Consider the following 16223-nt stretch of genomic DNA (forward strand, 5'->3'; position numbering starts at 1 on the left):
TGAACTTATGACCCAACACAACAACATTTATCGAGGATTGTTTGCGAGTTTGTTGATGTGTTGGGGATCACATACGTTATCTGCACCTATTACACATGCCTCAGGATGGGGGGAAGAGACTACAAGTCGAAATGCTGAAGTGCCACTTGAATCTATTCAGCAATTTGTACAGATTTATGGGATTGTGAAAGATAACTACGTTGATAAAAAAACAGACGATGCACTTTTTCAGCAAGCAATCAAAGGGTTGGTGAGTGGTTTAGATCGTTATTCTCGTTATTTATCCGCCGAAGAATACCGCCAGCTTATTCAATACACTGAAGGTGATCTGGCTTCTGTTGATTTCAATTTAAATTACGATGCTCATACTCGTTTATGGCAAATTCAAGACCTAAAATCAGGATCTGATTCTAGTAAGTTGGGTTTACGTAATGGACAAGCCATACTCAAAGTCGATAATCAAGAATTAAAGAGTTTAAATCAGGATCAAGTACAAGGTCTGCTGTATGGCTCGATAGGCAGTACCGTACAAATACAACCAGAAAATAATAATAGTACGGTGATTTTGGTTCGAAATAAAAAGGTTGAGACAGATATTGAACCTGTTTTACTACATAATCAGGTGCTTGTACTTAAAATTAGAGTGTTTCAACAAGATACAGCGAATGAAATTAAACGTTTAATCGAAGAATATAGTACAACTAAACTCAAGGCTGTCGTTCTTGACCTGCGTAATAATCCAGGAGGTTTATTGTCGGCTGCTGTTGAATCAACAGATTTATTCTTGAATCAAGGATTAATTGTGACGACAAAAAGTCGTTCAGAAGGAGATCAACAATTTCAGGCTTTACCCTCAAATGAATTTCAAAATATAAAATTAGGTATCTTAATCAACCATCGTTCAGCCTCGGCAGCTGAAGTATTCACCGCAGCATTAAAAGAACATAAACGTGCGTGGGTTGTAGGTGAAAATAGCTATGGAAAAGGTGTGGTACAGAAATTATTTCCATTACCGAGTGGTGCAGCACTGCAAATGACGGTCTCACATTATTACACACCCAATGGGAACATGATTGAAGGTCAAGGGATTCAACCAAATCAAAGTTATCCGTTGTTACCTGAAATGAAAGAAGATGGTTATTTGGAACACGTCACAGATTTGGTTCTAAAAAGTAAAATTTAATTAAAAATAAAGCCCCTATTTAGGGGCTTTATTTTTAAGACTATTCATCATCTTCTGTATCCAAACCAAATTTTTTCAAACGATAACGTAAAGAACGGAAAGTCATTCCTAATTTCTTTGCTGCTAACGTTCGGTTCCAATGGGTTAAATTCAGTGCATTGAGAAGAATCTCTTTTTCAATATTTTCTAAATAGAGCTCCAGTCCTTCAGATGGTAGCTTTTTAGAACCCATAGGGCTAGTGCTTACCGCATGATCATTTTCATCTTGTGTTGAAAATGAGACTGTTGGCGTTGCAATAGGGCTACGTAGAGGAGCTGTTTGTAGATGAGCTAGATCAATGGTTTCATCATCACTGAGCGTAATTGCACGTTCAATAATATTTCGAAGCTCGCGTACATTACCTGGAAAATATTGTTGCAATAAGAATTGTTCAGCACGAGAAGAAAGGGTTTTGACAGAGACTTCCCATTCTTGACTGATTTTCTGAATAAAGTGATTTGCTAACAATAAGATATCTTGCCCACGTTCACGTAAAGGAGGTAATACAATATCCATGACGTGAATGCGGAAGAATAAATCTTGTCTGAAACGACCTTGTTGTACTAGTAATTCAAGATCTTGATGACTCGCACTGATGACCCGGAAATCAACATCAATTTCTTGATCTGAGCCGACAGGGCGAATTTTCTTTTCTTGCACAGCACGAAGCAGTTTTACCTGCATACTTAAGGGTAATTCAGCGATCTCATCTAAGAATAAACTACCACCATGTGCGGAAAGAATTAAACCTTGTTTGTCTTGGGTTGCGCCTGTAAAGCTGCCTTTTTTATGACCAAATAGTTCACTTTCCATTAACTCTGTTGGAATAGCACCACAGTTGATCGCAATAAAAGGTCCTTCACTACGGTTACTCAGACGATGAACTAAATTGGCAACAACTTCTTTTCCTGTCCCTGATTCACCGGTAATAAAGACAGGGGCTTGAGATCGAGCAATTTTCTTTAAAGCAATCCGTAATTGCTGAATGGGCGTAGATCGACCAATGAGCAGTTTATTTTCTAATGCGCTTTCAGCAGCTTCTTGTTCAGGCTGTGGTCGATTCAATGCTTTTTGAATCAATTGATCTAAATGAGTTTGATTGACAGGTTTACTGACAAAATCAAAAGCACCTGCTTTTAATGCAGCAATTGCAATATCCATATTGCCATATGCTGTTAATACTGCAATCGGTGTGTTGGGATAGTTTTGTGTGACATGTTTAACCAAGTCCAGACCATTGCCATCTGGGAGATTCAAATCTGTTAAACAGGCATCGTACTGAAACTCGGTAAAGAATTTTTTTGCTTGCTCTAGGCGATAGGCAAGATGAGTTTTAATGCCCATTCGTGCGAGCGTCATTTGCATTAAAAGACATAAGTCTTCTTCATCGTCTACGAGTAAGACGAGTGGTTGTTTAATTGCCATTTCCCCGAAAAACCTAATCTAATCAATGAATTTTTGAGCATTCAATCCTGAAACATGCTCCTTGTTGTCGCTCTACGTAAGTGAGCTTTGCATGATTTGCCTCACAAAAGGTGTGAGACAAATACAATCCTAAACCAGTTCCTTTAATTTCGGTACTAAAAAATGGTTTGAATAGCTGAGAAATATCTCGTTTTGCGACACCCGTACCAAAATCAATCACATCAATACATGTTCTGCCATCTTTTAAGTCTACATTCACTTCAATAAATTCAGCATCAGCTGCATTGTGCCGCAGAGCATTTCGAATCAGGTTAATTAGAACTTGGCGTAATTGTTTCTCATCAAAAAGAATATGAATGCGTTCTGTAAGATTGAGTTTAATCATATGTTTCGCATCGACTAGATCTTCATTCAATAGGCTCTCAAAAAAATCAGCAAGTTGAATGACTTGTGGCTCAGTTGGTTTGTTGCGCGCCATGCCTAATGTATCTTGCACAATATTATCAATACGTCTAGCTTGTTTGCTAATCATACGACAGAGCATTTCTTGTTGATGACTGTCACTTTCTTTAAATAATTCATTGGCCTGTACAATCGCTGCTAAAGGGTTACGAATTTCATGTGCAATACTTGCAGAGAGTTGACCGAGCGCGGCGAGTTTTAATTGTTGAACTTGCTGCGTGAGTTTTTGTGCATCTTTCAAGATAAGTAAAATTAATGATTGTTCGGGGACGATTAGGTGTTTAACACGGATATTGATTGTGTAAGGACTTTGTTGTGATTCAAAACTAAATTCCTCACCATCTTCTAAGTCACTAAATTTAATTAACTCGAATAAGTCAGGTTGCCATTTGAGTAATGGTGTTTTTTCAGGAGAAACAGGAATATGAATGCCTAATAATCTATTAGCGGCTGGGTTACTCAGTACAATATGGTTACTGGTATCTAAAACCAAGTAACCATCTTCGATTTGCTCCAAAATATAGCGGTTAATATTTTGCAGCTGATGAATTTCAATCGACTGATGAAAAGTGAGTGTTTCTAAAATCTTAAAGCGTTGAACGGCAATACGACCAATTGCGTGTACTACAAAAAATAAGAATGCAAGTAATGCGCTATTACCAAGATTATTCAGATTGGTATAATCAAAAAAGTTACCAAGAAAACGTTGATAAACCACCATAATAACGGCAAAAAGCGTCACAATCAGTGAAAGATGAGCATTTAGGAGAATTGCTGAGGAGAAAATAATAATGACGTACAATAAGCTTAATTGTAAGTTTGGACCACCTGCTGAAAAGGTAATCACACTTAAACAGATCACGTCTATAATAAAAATAAAAATGAGCTGTTTGCTGATTTGTAATGGCACTATTTTTAGTAAAAAAAGCTGAACAATATTAAAGCAGATATAACAAATCAGAGTGTAAAAATATAAAAACGGATAATCATAATTGGTAGCAAGTTGCTCTGCGGTAAGTAAGTAAATAAGGATTAGACTGATTGAAATAATCAGTCGATATCCACTATACCAAATTCCGAGCCGATAAACGGTTTGGGACACTGATGACGCAATTTTTCCCAACATAAGCGATCACTTAATATGATTAAGGTTTAATGAGTCCATAACGGATGGCGAGATGGGTTAACTTTACATCACTATCAATTGCTAGTTTTTCGAAAATGCGGTAACGATAAGTATTTACGGTTTTAACACTAACAAATAATTTGTCGGCGATTTCTTGAGCACTAATACAATTAACCACCATCATTGCGACTTGCATTTCACGCTCAGAAAGTGCGTCAAAAGGTGATTGTTGCGTATCTGAAAGATAAGAACTCGCAAGCTGTTCAGCAATATCTGCACTGAAATATTTACCACCTTGCATCACTTTATTGATTGCACGTACCATTTCTGAAATAGGCGCGCCTTTTGTGATATAGCCTTTTGCACCTGCTTTTAATAACAACGATGGATAAGGTTCTTCCGCTAAACCACTGACAGCAATCACTTTAGTCTCAGGTGCTGTTTGTAAAAGGCGACGTGTTGTTTCTACGCCACCAATTCCTGGCATATTGACATCTAATAGTACAACCTGAGGATGCTTTAATCGAACTAAAGCAATCGCTTCTTCTCCAGATTCAGCCTGTCCAATGACTTCTACATCTGGGTGGTCTTCCAACATACGACAAATGCCTGTACGTACGAGTTCATGATCATCAACAACGAGAACAGTGATCAAGAAGACCTCCTTTTTTTCAAAAAAACGATTTTTTTGTTACATAAAGAAAAATGAGCTTGCAATCAAACGACAAAATTAGCAATCCTATTCTCCATGTTTAGAGAATAGTTGTACACAATTGTGTCTATAAAAGCTTTACCCGATTTGTTCAAATGTAAGGCATAATGTTATTAAGCGCAAATGTGCAGCGTCCTGAGTTGAGTATTGTGTCGTGAAAAATTCTAAAAAATCTATCATGCATGCCTTGAGCATGTCTATTTTGTTGGCGCTTAGTTCAACAAGTTATGCTGAGCTGGTTGTAAACAACAATCCAGCCTCTACAAGTGCGAATAGTTCTTCAGCTTCGTTAAATTGGTCTGCAAGTGATGCAAGCCAATTGATGCAAGATGATGATTCATTAGAGATCAGCCCGCAAGGTTCAACTTCGGTTACAACCACTTTACGAAGTGGTGGTTCTGCAAGTATTAGTTCATCTGCAACGCCACAAAAAAGCATACAGATTCGAGATACCTCTCATTTCAGTAGCCAACCCGCTGTAAATGCACGTGCAGCCTTGGTGATGGATGCACAAACGGGCGAAGTACTGTTTAGTAAAAACAGTAATATGTCGGTACCGATTGCCTCAATTACCAAATTGATGACGGCTGTGATTACCGCAGATGCACGGCTGAATATGTCGGAAGAAATTACGCTACAGCAAATTGACTTTGCGGGTGCAGGTGGAAAGAATTCAAGTTCGACCTTGAAAGTAGGCGATACCATGAATCGAGCGGAACTTTTGTTATTCGCTTTGATGAAATCAGAAAATCCTGCTGCGGCAGCATTAGCGAGAACTTACCCAAGCGGACGTTCAGCATTTATTGCTGCAATGAATGCAAAAGCAAAACAATTAGGAATGACCTCAACCCGTTATGCAGAATCAACAGGTTTAGATCCTCATAACGTTTCTTCCGCACGTGATCTTGGTATTTTGGTGAGTGCTGCTTCTCAATATGGCTTGATTCGTCAATTTTCTACCACGCCAACTTATGATTTTAATTTAGGTTATCGTGTGCTTAAGTCAAATAATACCAATGCCTTAGTGCGTAATGGTGGTTGGAATATTAATCTATCTAAAACAGGATATATCGGTGAGGCTGGGCGCTGTGTGGTCATGCATGCAACTGTTAATTCACGTCCTGCTGTAGTCGTGCTATTGGGAGCTTCAACTTCTCAAGCACGTACCAATGATGCAACCAACTTATTAACTTGGCTGAGTACTTTACCGAAAAGAATTTAATTACTTACGAACGTAAAGCTCCTCATATGAGGAGCTTTTTTATATAACGTAACGACATTTTATGACGTGAAAAATGCTTTATCACTTCTATTTTGAGCACTTTTTGTTAGATTAGCATTTCACACATCAATAATTATTTTGATGTCAAAAAAGCTAAAATTGGGGAAATAAGATGGCGACTTATGTCATTCGTGAGAAGTATTTTGGCTATAACGATGAAGTATTTTATGTTGCAGGCAATCGTATTGCCAATGTCTTTGAAGATAAACAACAAGCAGAAGCAGTTTATAAGCAATTAGAAATCAATGGGGCGCGTGATTTCGCATTGTATGAAGTTGAATCATTATTTGATGCAGATGAAACATTATTAAAAAAATTGGATGATTTCGTTCTTTCTCGCTCAGGCGATCACATTTATCAAGACGGTGAGGTTTCTCGTGATACTTTACCTGCAAGTTTAAGTGATGAAGATACTTTTGAGTTTATTCAACTTGCAAATATGCAAAAATTTCAACTGGTTCAGTTTGAACATGAGGCTAAATTTTATGCACTTTGGTCAGTCAAACAGCAGAAATGGGTGGAAGAGCATGATGAGTTTTTTGCCAGTTTAGCTTATGCAGATCAACCTGAACAACTGAAAACGAATGTTAGAACTATTTTTGCAGATTACGATTATGGCGATATTGAGCTGAAAGGTTCATTTGAAGATTTATCGGAACAACCTGTATTATTGCAAGCCTTAATAAAAAATAATAAAGCGTTAAAATATAATAATAAAAGTCAAACGTTAACCATTCTACAGGGTTGGGAGGAAGAGGGTTTATATGCGGTTAATCCTTTATTAAAACAGCCCTTATTTGAGATTAAAGAGATTGAGATTGAACAAATCCAAAGAATAGAGAAAGATCTAGCTGCCCAATATAGTTATGATGATTACGAATAACTTTTCTTTCCATGGTTGCCAATAAAAAACCAGTTGCAAGCAACTGGTTTTTTATTACTAAAAATTTATTCTTACATATTTGAAAGAATAGAATCTTTAACTTGATCCATCGTTGCATCGATGGATAACATTACAGCATCCGCACATTGTTTGATTGCTGTATCTGGATCTTTCAAACCGTTACCTGTCACAGTACATACGATCACAGAACCTTCAGCAATTTTACCTGCTTTAATGTCACGAATAGCACCGCCAATAGATGCTGCTGAAGCAGGTTCTACGAACACGCCCTCATACATAGAAAGTAAACGTTGTGCTTCAAGAATTTCGCTATCTTGAAGTTCATCAAACCAACCTTTTGAATCGCGTACAACTGCTTTGGCATGATTCCAGCTTTGTGGATTACCAATACGAATAGCTGTTGCAACGGTTTCTGGGCTTTCGACTGGAGCACCACGTAAAAATGGCGCTGCGCCAGAAGCTTGATAACCGACCATAGTCGGTAAACCTTCTGGTTTAGGGCCTGTGAATTGATCTGTTGCAGCATCATAGATAACGGATTCAAATTGATCAGCAGGTTGATTTGCAACTGCTTCGGTATAACCCATCCAGTGAGCCGTGATATTACCTGCATTACCAACTGGTAAGCAATGGTAGTCAGGTGCACGGCCCAATGCTTCTACAATTTCATAAGCAATCGTTTTTTGACCTTGCAAACGGTAAGGGTTGATTGAGTTTACGATCGTCACAGGCGCTTGATCTGCAACTTCTTTTACGAGGCGCATACCATCATCAAAGTTACCACGGATTTGCATGGTGATCGCACCATACATCATCGCCTGAGCCATTTTACCCATTGCGATTTTGCCTTCAGGAATTAAAACAAAGGCTTTAATTCCTGCACGCGCTGCATATGCTGCTGCTGCTGCAGAAGTATTTCCAGTAGATGCACAGATAATCGCTTTTGAACCTTCTTCAACAGCTTTTGTTACAGCCATCGTCATACCACGGTCTTTAAATGAACCTGTTGGGTTAAGACCTTCGTACTTCACATAGATTTCAACGTTTTTGCCAATAATACGTGGAATATTCTCAAGTTTAATAAGAGGAGTATTTCCTTCACCTAGAGAAATTGCACGTGTAGTTGCAGACACAGGTAAACGGTCACGATAACGATCTACAAGACCAGTATAACGATTGGCATTCGACATGATGGTGTTCCAATATGAGGTAGAGCTGGGAGAGGGAATGCATTTTCCCTCAACCTGATTAACTATCGAGCGATTCTAAACGAATTCTTACGATTTCGCCACGAATAGCTGGTAATGCTTGAATTTGAGCAAGTGCTTCATCCATTTTTGATTCAACAATTGGGTCTGTCAAAATCACGATAGGAATCAAATCTTTCAAGCGAGATTGCTGCATGATCGCATCGATGCTGATACCAGCACGGCTAAGGATGGTGGTTATATCAGCGAGTACGCCCGTTTGGTCTTCAGCATTTAAACGGATGTAGTATCCAGTCGTCATTTCTTCACGACTCAGGATAGGCATGTTCGTTAGTGCTTCAAATGCCAATTGTGGAATCGTTCCTGCACCATCTTCGGTATAAGAAATATCACGTACGATATCAATCACATCAGCAACAACTGCAGAAGCCGTTGGACCAGCACCAGCACCAGCACCATAGTAAAGTGTTGGGCCTACGGCATGTGCTTGTACCAATACTGCATTTTTAACACCGTTTACATTGGCAATCAGTTGTTCTGCTGGAATCAGTGTAGGATGAACACGTAACTCAATACCATTACTTGCACGACGTGCAATACCCAAATGTTTGATACGGAAGCCAAGTTCTTCAGCATATTTCACATCTTGAGCTGTGATTTTACTAATGCCTTCGGTATAAACCTTATCGAATTGAAGTGGAATACCAAACGCACAAGATGCCAAAATCGTCAGTTTGTGTGCAGCATCAATCCCTTCAACATCAAATGTCGGATCTGCTTCAGCATAGCCAAGCTCTTGAGCTTCTTTGAGAACATCATCAAATGCACGACCTTTTTCACGCATTTCAGTCAGAATGAAGTTACCTGTACCATTAATGATACCTGCAAGCCATTGAATATGGTTTGCAGCTAGACCTTCACGAATGACTTTAATAATTGGAATACCGCCAGCAACCGCTGCTTCATAAGCGATTTGAACAGCATTATCTTCAGCTGCTTTAAACAACTCATTACCATGTTCTGCAAGTAGTGCTTTATTGGCAGTGACAACTTGCTTGCCATGTTTGATGGCTTCCATGATAACTTCATAGGCAGGATGAATACCGCCCATCACTTCGACTACGACATCAACATCAGGTTGACGTACGATGTCCATGAGATCATCACTTTGTTTGATCCCTTCGAGTTGTAAATCTGGACGTGGACGGCGTGTGCCTACATGTGTAATTTGAATTTCGCGACCGGTACGGCGTTTAATTTCAGCAGCATTTTCTTGTAATAATTTAAGGGCTCCACCACCTACAGTACCAAGACCGAGTATCGCCAGACGAACTGGTTTCACGTCACACTCCATTTTATTCAATCATTTTAATGAAGCTTGATCATAGCTAAAAAAGTGCGCAGACACTAGGGCTAAGATCATCTTTAATCTGTCGCCCGAGTCGTGGTGAGGTGGTGTAGAGAAGGTTTTATTTTTCTAGGCGTTTAATGATTTCATCTGGAGTCATGTATCCACCTAAATACACACCTTCAACATTATAAATTGCAGGTGTGCCATTCACGCCCATATTTAAGCCTAATTGATATTGATCACGAACTGGATTTTTACATTCTGCTGATGCAACTGGTAAGCCTTGCGCAGCTTGATCGAATGCAGCTTTACGATCTTGACTACACCAAATCGCTTGCATGGTTGGCATAAATTGCTCTCCACGTGGCCATGCGATGTAACGGACTTCAATGCCTTTTGCATTAATTTCGGCAAGATGTTCATGTAGTTTGTGACAATAAGGACAGCTTGAATCAGTGAATACATAAATGACGTGTTTCGCTTTACCCCCTTGTGCTGGGTAAACGATAAGGTCTTCTGTTTTGAGTGCTGCTAAGTGCTTTTTATTTTCAGTCGCTTGTAAAGCTTCACTCACATTTTTTAATTGTTTTTCACCAAGACGAATGACATCACCTTGAATGATATATTGCCCATCACTGGTCGCATAAACTGATCCCATGCCTTCTAAGCTCACCCAAAATAAATTTGGAACCTCGGTTTTTTTAATGGCAAGAATTTTGGCATTAATATTCGCAGTCTTAAAATGTTTTTCTAAAGTAGAAACTAGACGTTGTTGTGCATTACGTTCATTTAAAGTTGATGCTTCACCCGTGGCTGGTGCACTCGCCGTCAGAGCATCAGGCTTTTGTGCTGAATTTTCTTTTGAACAAGCGCTGATCAAAAGTGTTGAGGTTAATGCACATGCAATGAATAACTGAGACCGAGTAAACAACATAAACAACCTTTCATACTGTATTTATAAGCTTGCCCAAGCATACCAAAAATTTAAATTGAGTTCGTTAAATCTTGCTGATGCCATGTGAATGAAATCATGTTGATTGATAAAAGGTAGTTTTATCCTCTTGGATGGTATTTGTTATGTAGTTCTTGCATCCGATGCTGAGCAACATGCGTGTAAATTTGAGTAGTTGATAAATCACTATGGCCAAGTAACATTTGCACAACACGTAAATCAGCACCATGATTAAGTAAATGTGTTGCAAACGCGTGTCGTAAGGTATGTGGGGATAGTTCAGCGAGAATATTCGCTTGTAGTGCATAACGTTTAATCGCATACCAAAAATTTTGCCGACTCATGATGCCGCCATGTTGCGTCAAAAATAAATAATCCGTACTACTTTTATAGAGCTGAGGTCGTGATTCGGCGAGATATTTTTCGATCCACTCACAAGCGTGTTGTCCGAGAGGGACGAGGCGTTCTTTATTGCCTTTACCTGTAATACGAAGAAAACCCTGTTTGAGATTAATCAATTCCAAACGTAAATTAAGTAGTTCTGATACACGTAAGCCACAGGCATATAACACTTCAAACATTGCTCGGTCACGGAGACCAAGCGCCGTATTGACATCGGGTGCATTGATTAATGCTTCTACATCTTGTTCTGATAAATCTTTAGGTAAAGCACGTCCAATTTTAGGAGAACGATGGTTTGCCACGGGATTATCATCTCTTAGTTTCTGTTCTCTCAGAAATTTATAAAATTGACGTAAAGCAGACAAGCAGCGTGCAATGGAGCGTGGGCTTTTGCCTGCTTTAGTGAGTGCAATTAAGACATCAGCAATATCATCACTGGACCATTGCGTTAATGTCACATTTGGATGTAACTCAGCACATTGAATAAGATCTGATAGATAGGCATTACGTGTATGTGGACTCACGGTTTGCGCCACTAAATAATCACGAAAACCGTGTAAAAAACTGAGATGTTCTGGAATTGTGACTGCAGTTGGAATACGAGGTTTTTTATTTAACATAATCAGAAAAGTCCTTCATTCAACTGCACTGTAAAAGAAAAATGAATTGTTGTCGATCTGTCACAGAAGCGAATGCCATTGAGATTGTTTTTGGTAATTATTCTCATTTGCCTGTATACTCTTGGAGAAAAGAGTTTAGGGTTAGAAGCGGTGCGATTGTCAGCATTAAAAGTCAAGCAAACGGCGATGATTACTAAAGTGAATCGCTTAGTCGATGATACCGAACAGCCAGACCTTGTGGCTATTCGTTTAGAGAGTTTGGGCTTTGTGCCCGGTACACAAGTGCAAGTGATTACCAAAGGTATTTTTGGTGGCGATCCGATTCTAATCCAAATTGGTTTTACTCGTTTTGCATTACGTAAAACTGAAGCCGATAAAATTGAAATCCAATTTGAAGGAGCACCTGCATGAGTGATGCGTTACGTGTTGCCCTTGTGGGAAATCCAAACTGTGGTAAGACTTCTTTATTCAATCACTTAACTGGAACACGTCAGAAAGTTGCCAATTATGCAGGGGTCACAGTAGAGCGTAAGGTTGGACATTTTCAGTTGCCTTCAGGTCGAAATGTTCGAGTACTTGATTTGCCTGGAACATATAGTTTGCAAGCAACAAGCCCTGATGAAGAAATCACGCGTGATGTGTGTGAAGGTAAAATTGCTGAAGAAGGGCAGCAAGATGCATTTTTATGTGTTGTTGATGCGACTAATTTAAAGCTTCATCTCGGATTAGTGCTAGAAATTATTGAGTTAGGGCGTCCGATCCTTGTTGTGTTAAACATGATGGATGAAGCACGTCGCCGTGGAATTCAAATCAATACTCAAAAATTATCAGAGCGATTGGGCGTTCCCGTGGTTGAGACAGTCGCTGTGCGTAACTCAGGTATTGAGAACTTACTGCACGCATTAGATCAACAAAAATATACAGTGCCCCATACCGAACTCAGTGGTTTAACGGGTGAGCATCATCAAAAGATCCAAATTATTTTTAAAGATGTGGTGAACTTTGTTGATCAGGAAGATAAGCGAACCGATTTTCTCGACAAAATATTTTTGCATCCTGTATTGGGCTTATTAAGCCTTGCTGTGATGATGTTTATTGTGTTCCAAGCTGTATTTGCTTGGGCAGCTCCATTTATGGATGGGATTGAAAGCCTTTTCGGATGGTTAGGTACGACACTTGGTACCTATATTTCGCAGCCTTTGCTCCATAGTTTAGTCGTTGACGGGATTATTGCGGGTGCAGGTGGCGTTGTTGTGTTCTTGCCCCAAATTTTGATTCTGTTCTTCTTTATTTTAGTGTTGGAAGAGTCTGGGTATTTACCACGCGCAGCTTTTTTGCTCGACAAATTAATGTTTACAGCAGGCCTCAGTGGTCGTGCGTTTATTCCGTTACTTTCAAGCTTTGCGTGTGCAGTGCCGGGTATTATGGCAACCCGTAGTATTAGTGATCCGCGTGATCGTTTTACCACGATTATGGTTGCACCATTAATGACTTGTTCAGCACGATTACCCGTCTATGCCTTATTAATTGCAGCATTTATTCCAAATCAAATGGTATGGGGAATTTTCAACCTGCAAGGTTTGGTACTCTTTGGCTTATATATGTCGGGTATTGTCAGTGCATTGTGTGTTTCGATTGTGATGAAATTTCTACAAAAAGATAAATCACAACATGCATTATTACTTGAGTTACCAAGTTATCGTATTCCTGATTTAAAAAGTGTCGGGATTGGATTATTAGATCGCGCCAAAATCTTCTTAAAACGTGTGGGTGGAATTATTTTCGCTCTTTCGATTTTACTTTGGTTCCTATGTACTTTCCCGCAAGCACCAGATGGTGCGACACAGCCTGCAATTGATTATAGCTTTGCAGGGATGTTAGGTCACTTGATACAACCAATTTTTGCCCCAATTGGTTTCAACTGGCAGATTTGTATTGCATTGATTCCAGCGATGGCAGCACGTGAAGTAGTCGTTGCAGCATTGGGTACGGTCTATGCTTTATCTGGCGCTGATGATGATGCAGTGGCACAAGGTTTATCACATTTAATCAGTATGGATGGTACAGGTTGGTCATTGGCTACAGGTTTATCTTTATTGGTTTGGTTTATCTATGCGCCGCATTGCTTGGCAACCTTAGCAACGGTACGCCGTGAGACGGGTTCATGGAAATATGTTGCAATCATGGCAACGTATTTGTTTGGCTTGGCTTATCTAATGTCTTTTTTCACCTACCAAATTGCATCACGCATTTGGGGCTAAAAGGAGTCGCTTATGTTTGAGTATTCGATTGTTGCTGTATTAGTGTTATGGAGTGCTTTTGTCGTTTTTAAGAAAGTATTCCCGAAAACCGCAAGTTCCTTGTCGCTTATTTTGTCCAATCTATGTCAGCGATTTGGTTGGCAGAGTTTGGCCATGTGGTTAAAACCTAAAGCTGTTATCGGATGTGCTGGTGGTTGTGGTTGCTCGACAGAAGCGAATGAACCCAAGAAACAGGAAACCATTCAAGCGGTCAAATGGCGTTAAAAGATAATGATTGCTCATATTCTAGGGTATGGGCAATTTTTTAATAATCAAAGAACTAAAATAAAGAGTCACAGAATGAATCAACTAGAAAATATAGAAATAAAACTATTGAGCCTTAAACATAAGTTAATTTTGTTTGGTTTCATCGTGTTGCTGAATATTTTTGCTATTCTGAATTGGTCGGAAACTCATCATTTAAAAGCAATTTTATCTTGCTTAGGTTCTAATCTCTGTTTTATGTATTTATGGTTAAGACCTGAGATTATTCATTTTCAGCTACGAAATGCCACAGCCAAGAAAATTGATGGGATAATGTATGTTGCGATCATCTTATGGGTATTTTCTTATTTTATTCCTAATTAATTGGGAATGGTGAGCATTTTAGTCAAAGCCCTACAGAGAACGATTGTTATTGTCACTGCGTTATCTTTCTTCATTCAGAATGACTAAATCTCGCGAAACGTATTTTTATCTAAAAAATTTGCGCTATACGGCTCATATCACAAACATCTTTTGAATGTGAACAATTCCCTATACAAGATATAGATTCACTTTTACGCACTGACACAAAAAAGCCTGAATAAAATGAAAACTGAAAAAGCATTTAAAACAGTAAAGTGCTAACATTTTTGCCATTCTGTAATCTGCAAAAAATGGGGCAAAAATGTTAATACAACGTGGTGGATTAAAAGTTGTAGCTGGCTTAGGGATTTCGGGAGTGTCAGCAGTCAACTTCCTACATGAGCAAGGCTACCAAGTTGCAGTAACGGATTCTAGGGAAACACCGCCAGGGCATAATCAAATTCCTGCCGGCGTTCGTACCAGTTTTGGAAAGTTGGATACAGAACTTTTATTACAAGCAGAAGAAATTATTCTTAGTCCAGGACTTGCGCCTCAATTGCCAGAAATTCAACAAGCAATTGAACAAGGTATTCCTGTTGTTGGTGATATTCAAATACTACGTCGTGCTACTGAAGTCCCAATTGTTGCAATTACAGGATCAAATGCAAAAAGCACAGTAACGACGCTGATTGGATTAATGGCACAAGAAGCTGGTCGAAAAGTCGCTGTGGGGGGGAATTTAGGACGTCCCGCATTAGATTTGCTCAAAGATAAGCCAGAGTTAATTGTTTTAGAGTTATCTAGTTTTCAGTTAGAAACAACCTCGAATTTAAATGCAGAAGTCGCAGTTGTTTTGAATATGAGTGAAGATCATTTAGATCGTCATGGTGATATGCTTGGTTATCACAAGGCCAAACATCGAATCTTCCAAGGCGTGAAAAAAGTGGTCTATAACCGTGATGATAATTTAAGTCGTCCGCTTGTACCTGATGTTACACCAATGCAAAGTTTTGGTTTGAATGCACCTGATTTAAATCAATATGGCGTGCTTCGTGATGCTGATGGCACGATGTGGTTAGCGCGTGGCAGAGCGCGTTTGATGAAAACCTCAGATATGTATATTCAAGGTATGCACAATGTTGCTAATGCACTCGCATGTCTGGCGTTGGGTGAGGCGATTGGTTTAGATACTGCATCCATGTTGGAAACACTCAAGCATTTTAAAGGTTTAGAGCATCGCTGTGAATATGTGAAAACAGTTTCTGGGGTGCGTTACTATAATGACTCTAAAGGAACCAATGTAGGTGCAACCCTTGCTGCAATTGATGGTTTAGGTGCTGCTATTGAAGTGAAACATGGCAAACTAGCCTTGATCCTAGGAGGTCAAGGTAAAGGGCAGGATTTCAAACCATTACGAGATGCGATTCAAAAATATGTAAAATCAGTGATTCTGATTGGTGAAGATGCAGCTGTGATTGAACAAGCTATTCAAGATACCACTGTAATCCAACACGCAACGAGTTTATCGGAAGCTGTAGCACTCGCGCAGAAATATACTCAGGCTGAAGATGTCGTTTTACTATCACCAGCTTGTGCAAGCTTTGATATGTTTAAAAGCTATAATGATCGCGGACATCAATTCGTGGCATGTGTAAATGCCCTGAATGAAAATAAAAATTAGGAACTGAT

The 16223-nt window shown here is 39.2% G+C and carries 15 protein-coding genes; 8 read left to right on the forward strand and 7 right to left on the reverse strand.

What is annotated here, in order from left to right:
* Positions 1-7: 7 nt before the first annotated feature.
* Positions 8-1183 carry a S41 family peptidase gene (locus NO346_RS02905; protein WP_087545139.1) on the forward strand — a complete coding sequence of 392 codons (1176 nt, stop codon included), beginning with the start codon at positions 8-10 and terminating at the stop codon, positions 1181-1183.
* 40 nt (positions 1184-1223) lie between these two features.
* Here the strand turns inward: NO346_RS02905 and NO346_RS02910 are convergent, their stop codons facing one another.
* From NO346_RS02910 to NO346_RS02920, 3 genes are read right to left on the reverse strand one after another with little or no spacing between them, the layout of a single operon-like run.
* Positions 1224-2648, reverse strand: a complete 1425-nt coding sequence (locus NO346_RS02910) for a sigma-54 dependent transcriptional regulator (RefSeq protein WP_256414177.1) — start codon at positions 2646-2648, stop codon at positions 1224-1226.
* Positions 2649-2670: 22 nt separating this feature from the next.
* A complete protein-coding gene (locus NO346_RS02915; RefSeq protein WP_256414178.1) occupies positions 2671-4236 on the reverse strand; it encodes a PAS domain-containing sensor histidine kinase in 1566 nt (521 codons plus the stop codon).
* Between the two features lie 19 nt (positions 4237-4255).
* Positions 4256-4891: a response regulator gene (locus NO346_RS02920; RefSeq protein WP_005163158.1), complete on the reverse strand. Its 636-nt coding sequence runs from the start codon at positions 4889-4891 to the stop codon at positions 4256-4258.
* 211 nt (positions 4892-5102) lie between these two features.
* Here NO346_RS02920 and pbpG point away from each other — a divergent pair, with 211 nt between their 5' ends.
* Positions 5103-6170, forward strand: coding sequence for a D-alanyl-D-alanine endopeptidase PBP7/8 (gene pbpG / locus NO346_RS02925; protein ID WP_143225221.1), 1068 nt, complete (start codon positions 5103-5105; stop codon positions 6168-6170).
* A gap of 172 nt (positions 6171-6342) precedes the next feature.
* Entirely contained in the window at positions 6343-7113 is a 771-nt protein-coding gene (locus NO346_RS02930; protein WP_256414185.1) for a hypothetical protein, read from the forward strand.
* A gap of 71 nt (positions 7114-7184) precedes the next feature.
* Here the strand turns inward: NO346_RS02930 and thrC are convergent, their stop codons facing one another.
* The 4 genes from thrC to xerD form a co-directional block, all read right to left on the reverse strand.
* Complete coding sequence (thrC, locus tag NO346_RS02935; RefSeq protein WP_256414186.1) at positions 7185-8324, reverse strand: threonine synthase; 1140 nt, start codon at positions 8322-8324, stop codon at positions 7185-7187.
* Positions 8325-8382: 58 nt separating this feature from the next.
* Positions 8383-9684 carry a homoserine dehydrogenase gene (locus tag NO346_RS02940; RefSeq protein WP_005163149.1) on the reverse strand — a complete coding sequence of 434 codons (1302 nt, stop codon included), beginning with the start codon at positions 9682-9684 and terminating at the stop codon, positions 8383-8385.
* 127 nt (positions 9685-9811) lie between these two features.
* Positions 9812-10627: a DsbC family protein gene (locus tag NO346_RS02945; protein ID WP_005163146.1), complete on the reverse strand. Its 816-nt coding sequence runs from the start codon at positions 10625-10627 to the stop codon at positions 9812-9814.
* Between the two features lie 119 nt (positions 10628-10746).
* On the reverse strand, positions 10747-11667 hold the full coding sequence (gene xerD, locus NO346_RS02950; protein WP_005163144.1) for a site-specific tyrosine recombinase XerD: 921 nt from the start codon (positions 11665-11667) through the stop codon (positions 10747-10749).
* 150 nt (positions 11668-11817) lie between these two features.
* Between xerD and NO346_RS02955 the strand changes: the two genes are divergently transcribed.
* From NO346_RS02955 to murD, 5 genes are all read left to right on the forward strand, one after another.
* Positions 11818-12078 (forward strand): FeoA family protein, encoded by a 261-nt coding sequence (locus NO346_RS02955; RefSeq protein ID WP_034600743.1) that lies wholly within the window; start codon positions 11818-11820, stop codon positions 12076-12078.
* Positions 12075-13928 (forward strand): ferrous iron transporter B, encoded by a 1854-nt coding sequence (locus NO346_RS02960; RefSeq protein ID WP_087536543.1) that lies wholly within the window; start codon positions 12075-12077, stop codon positions 13926-13928. The genes NO346_RS02955 and NO346_RS02960 overlap by 4 nt, the downstream gene beginning before the upstream one ends.
* Before the next feature lie 12 nt (positions 13929-13940).
* On the forward strand, positions 13941-14192 hold the full coding sequence (locus NO346_RS02965; protein WP_256414188.1) for a DUF6587 family protein: 252 nt from the start codon (positions 13941-13943) through the stop codon (positions 14190-14192).
* Positions 14193-14267: 75 nt separating this feature from the next.
* Positions 14268-14555 carry a hypothetical protein gene (locus tag NO346_RS02970; RefSeq protein WP_256414189.1) on the forward strand — a complete coding sequence of 96 codons (288 nt, stop codon included), beginning with the start codon at positions 14268-14270 and terminating at the stop codon, positions 14553-14555.
* A gap of 301 nt (positions 14556-14856) precedes the next feature.
* Positions 14857-16215, forward strand: a complete 1359-nt coding sequence (gene murD, locus NO346_RS02975; protein WP_256414190.1) for a UDP-N-acetylmuramoyl-L-alanine--D-glutamate ligase — start codon at positions 14857-14859, stop codon at positions 16213-16215.
* Positions 16216-16223: the final 8 nt, after the last annotated feature.

This window comes from Acinetobacter sp. 5862 (assembly GCF_024494585.1).
Classification (GTDB): domain Bacteria; phylum Pseudomonadota; class Gammaproteobacteria; order Pseudomonadales; family Moraxellaceae; genus Acinetobacter.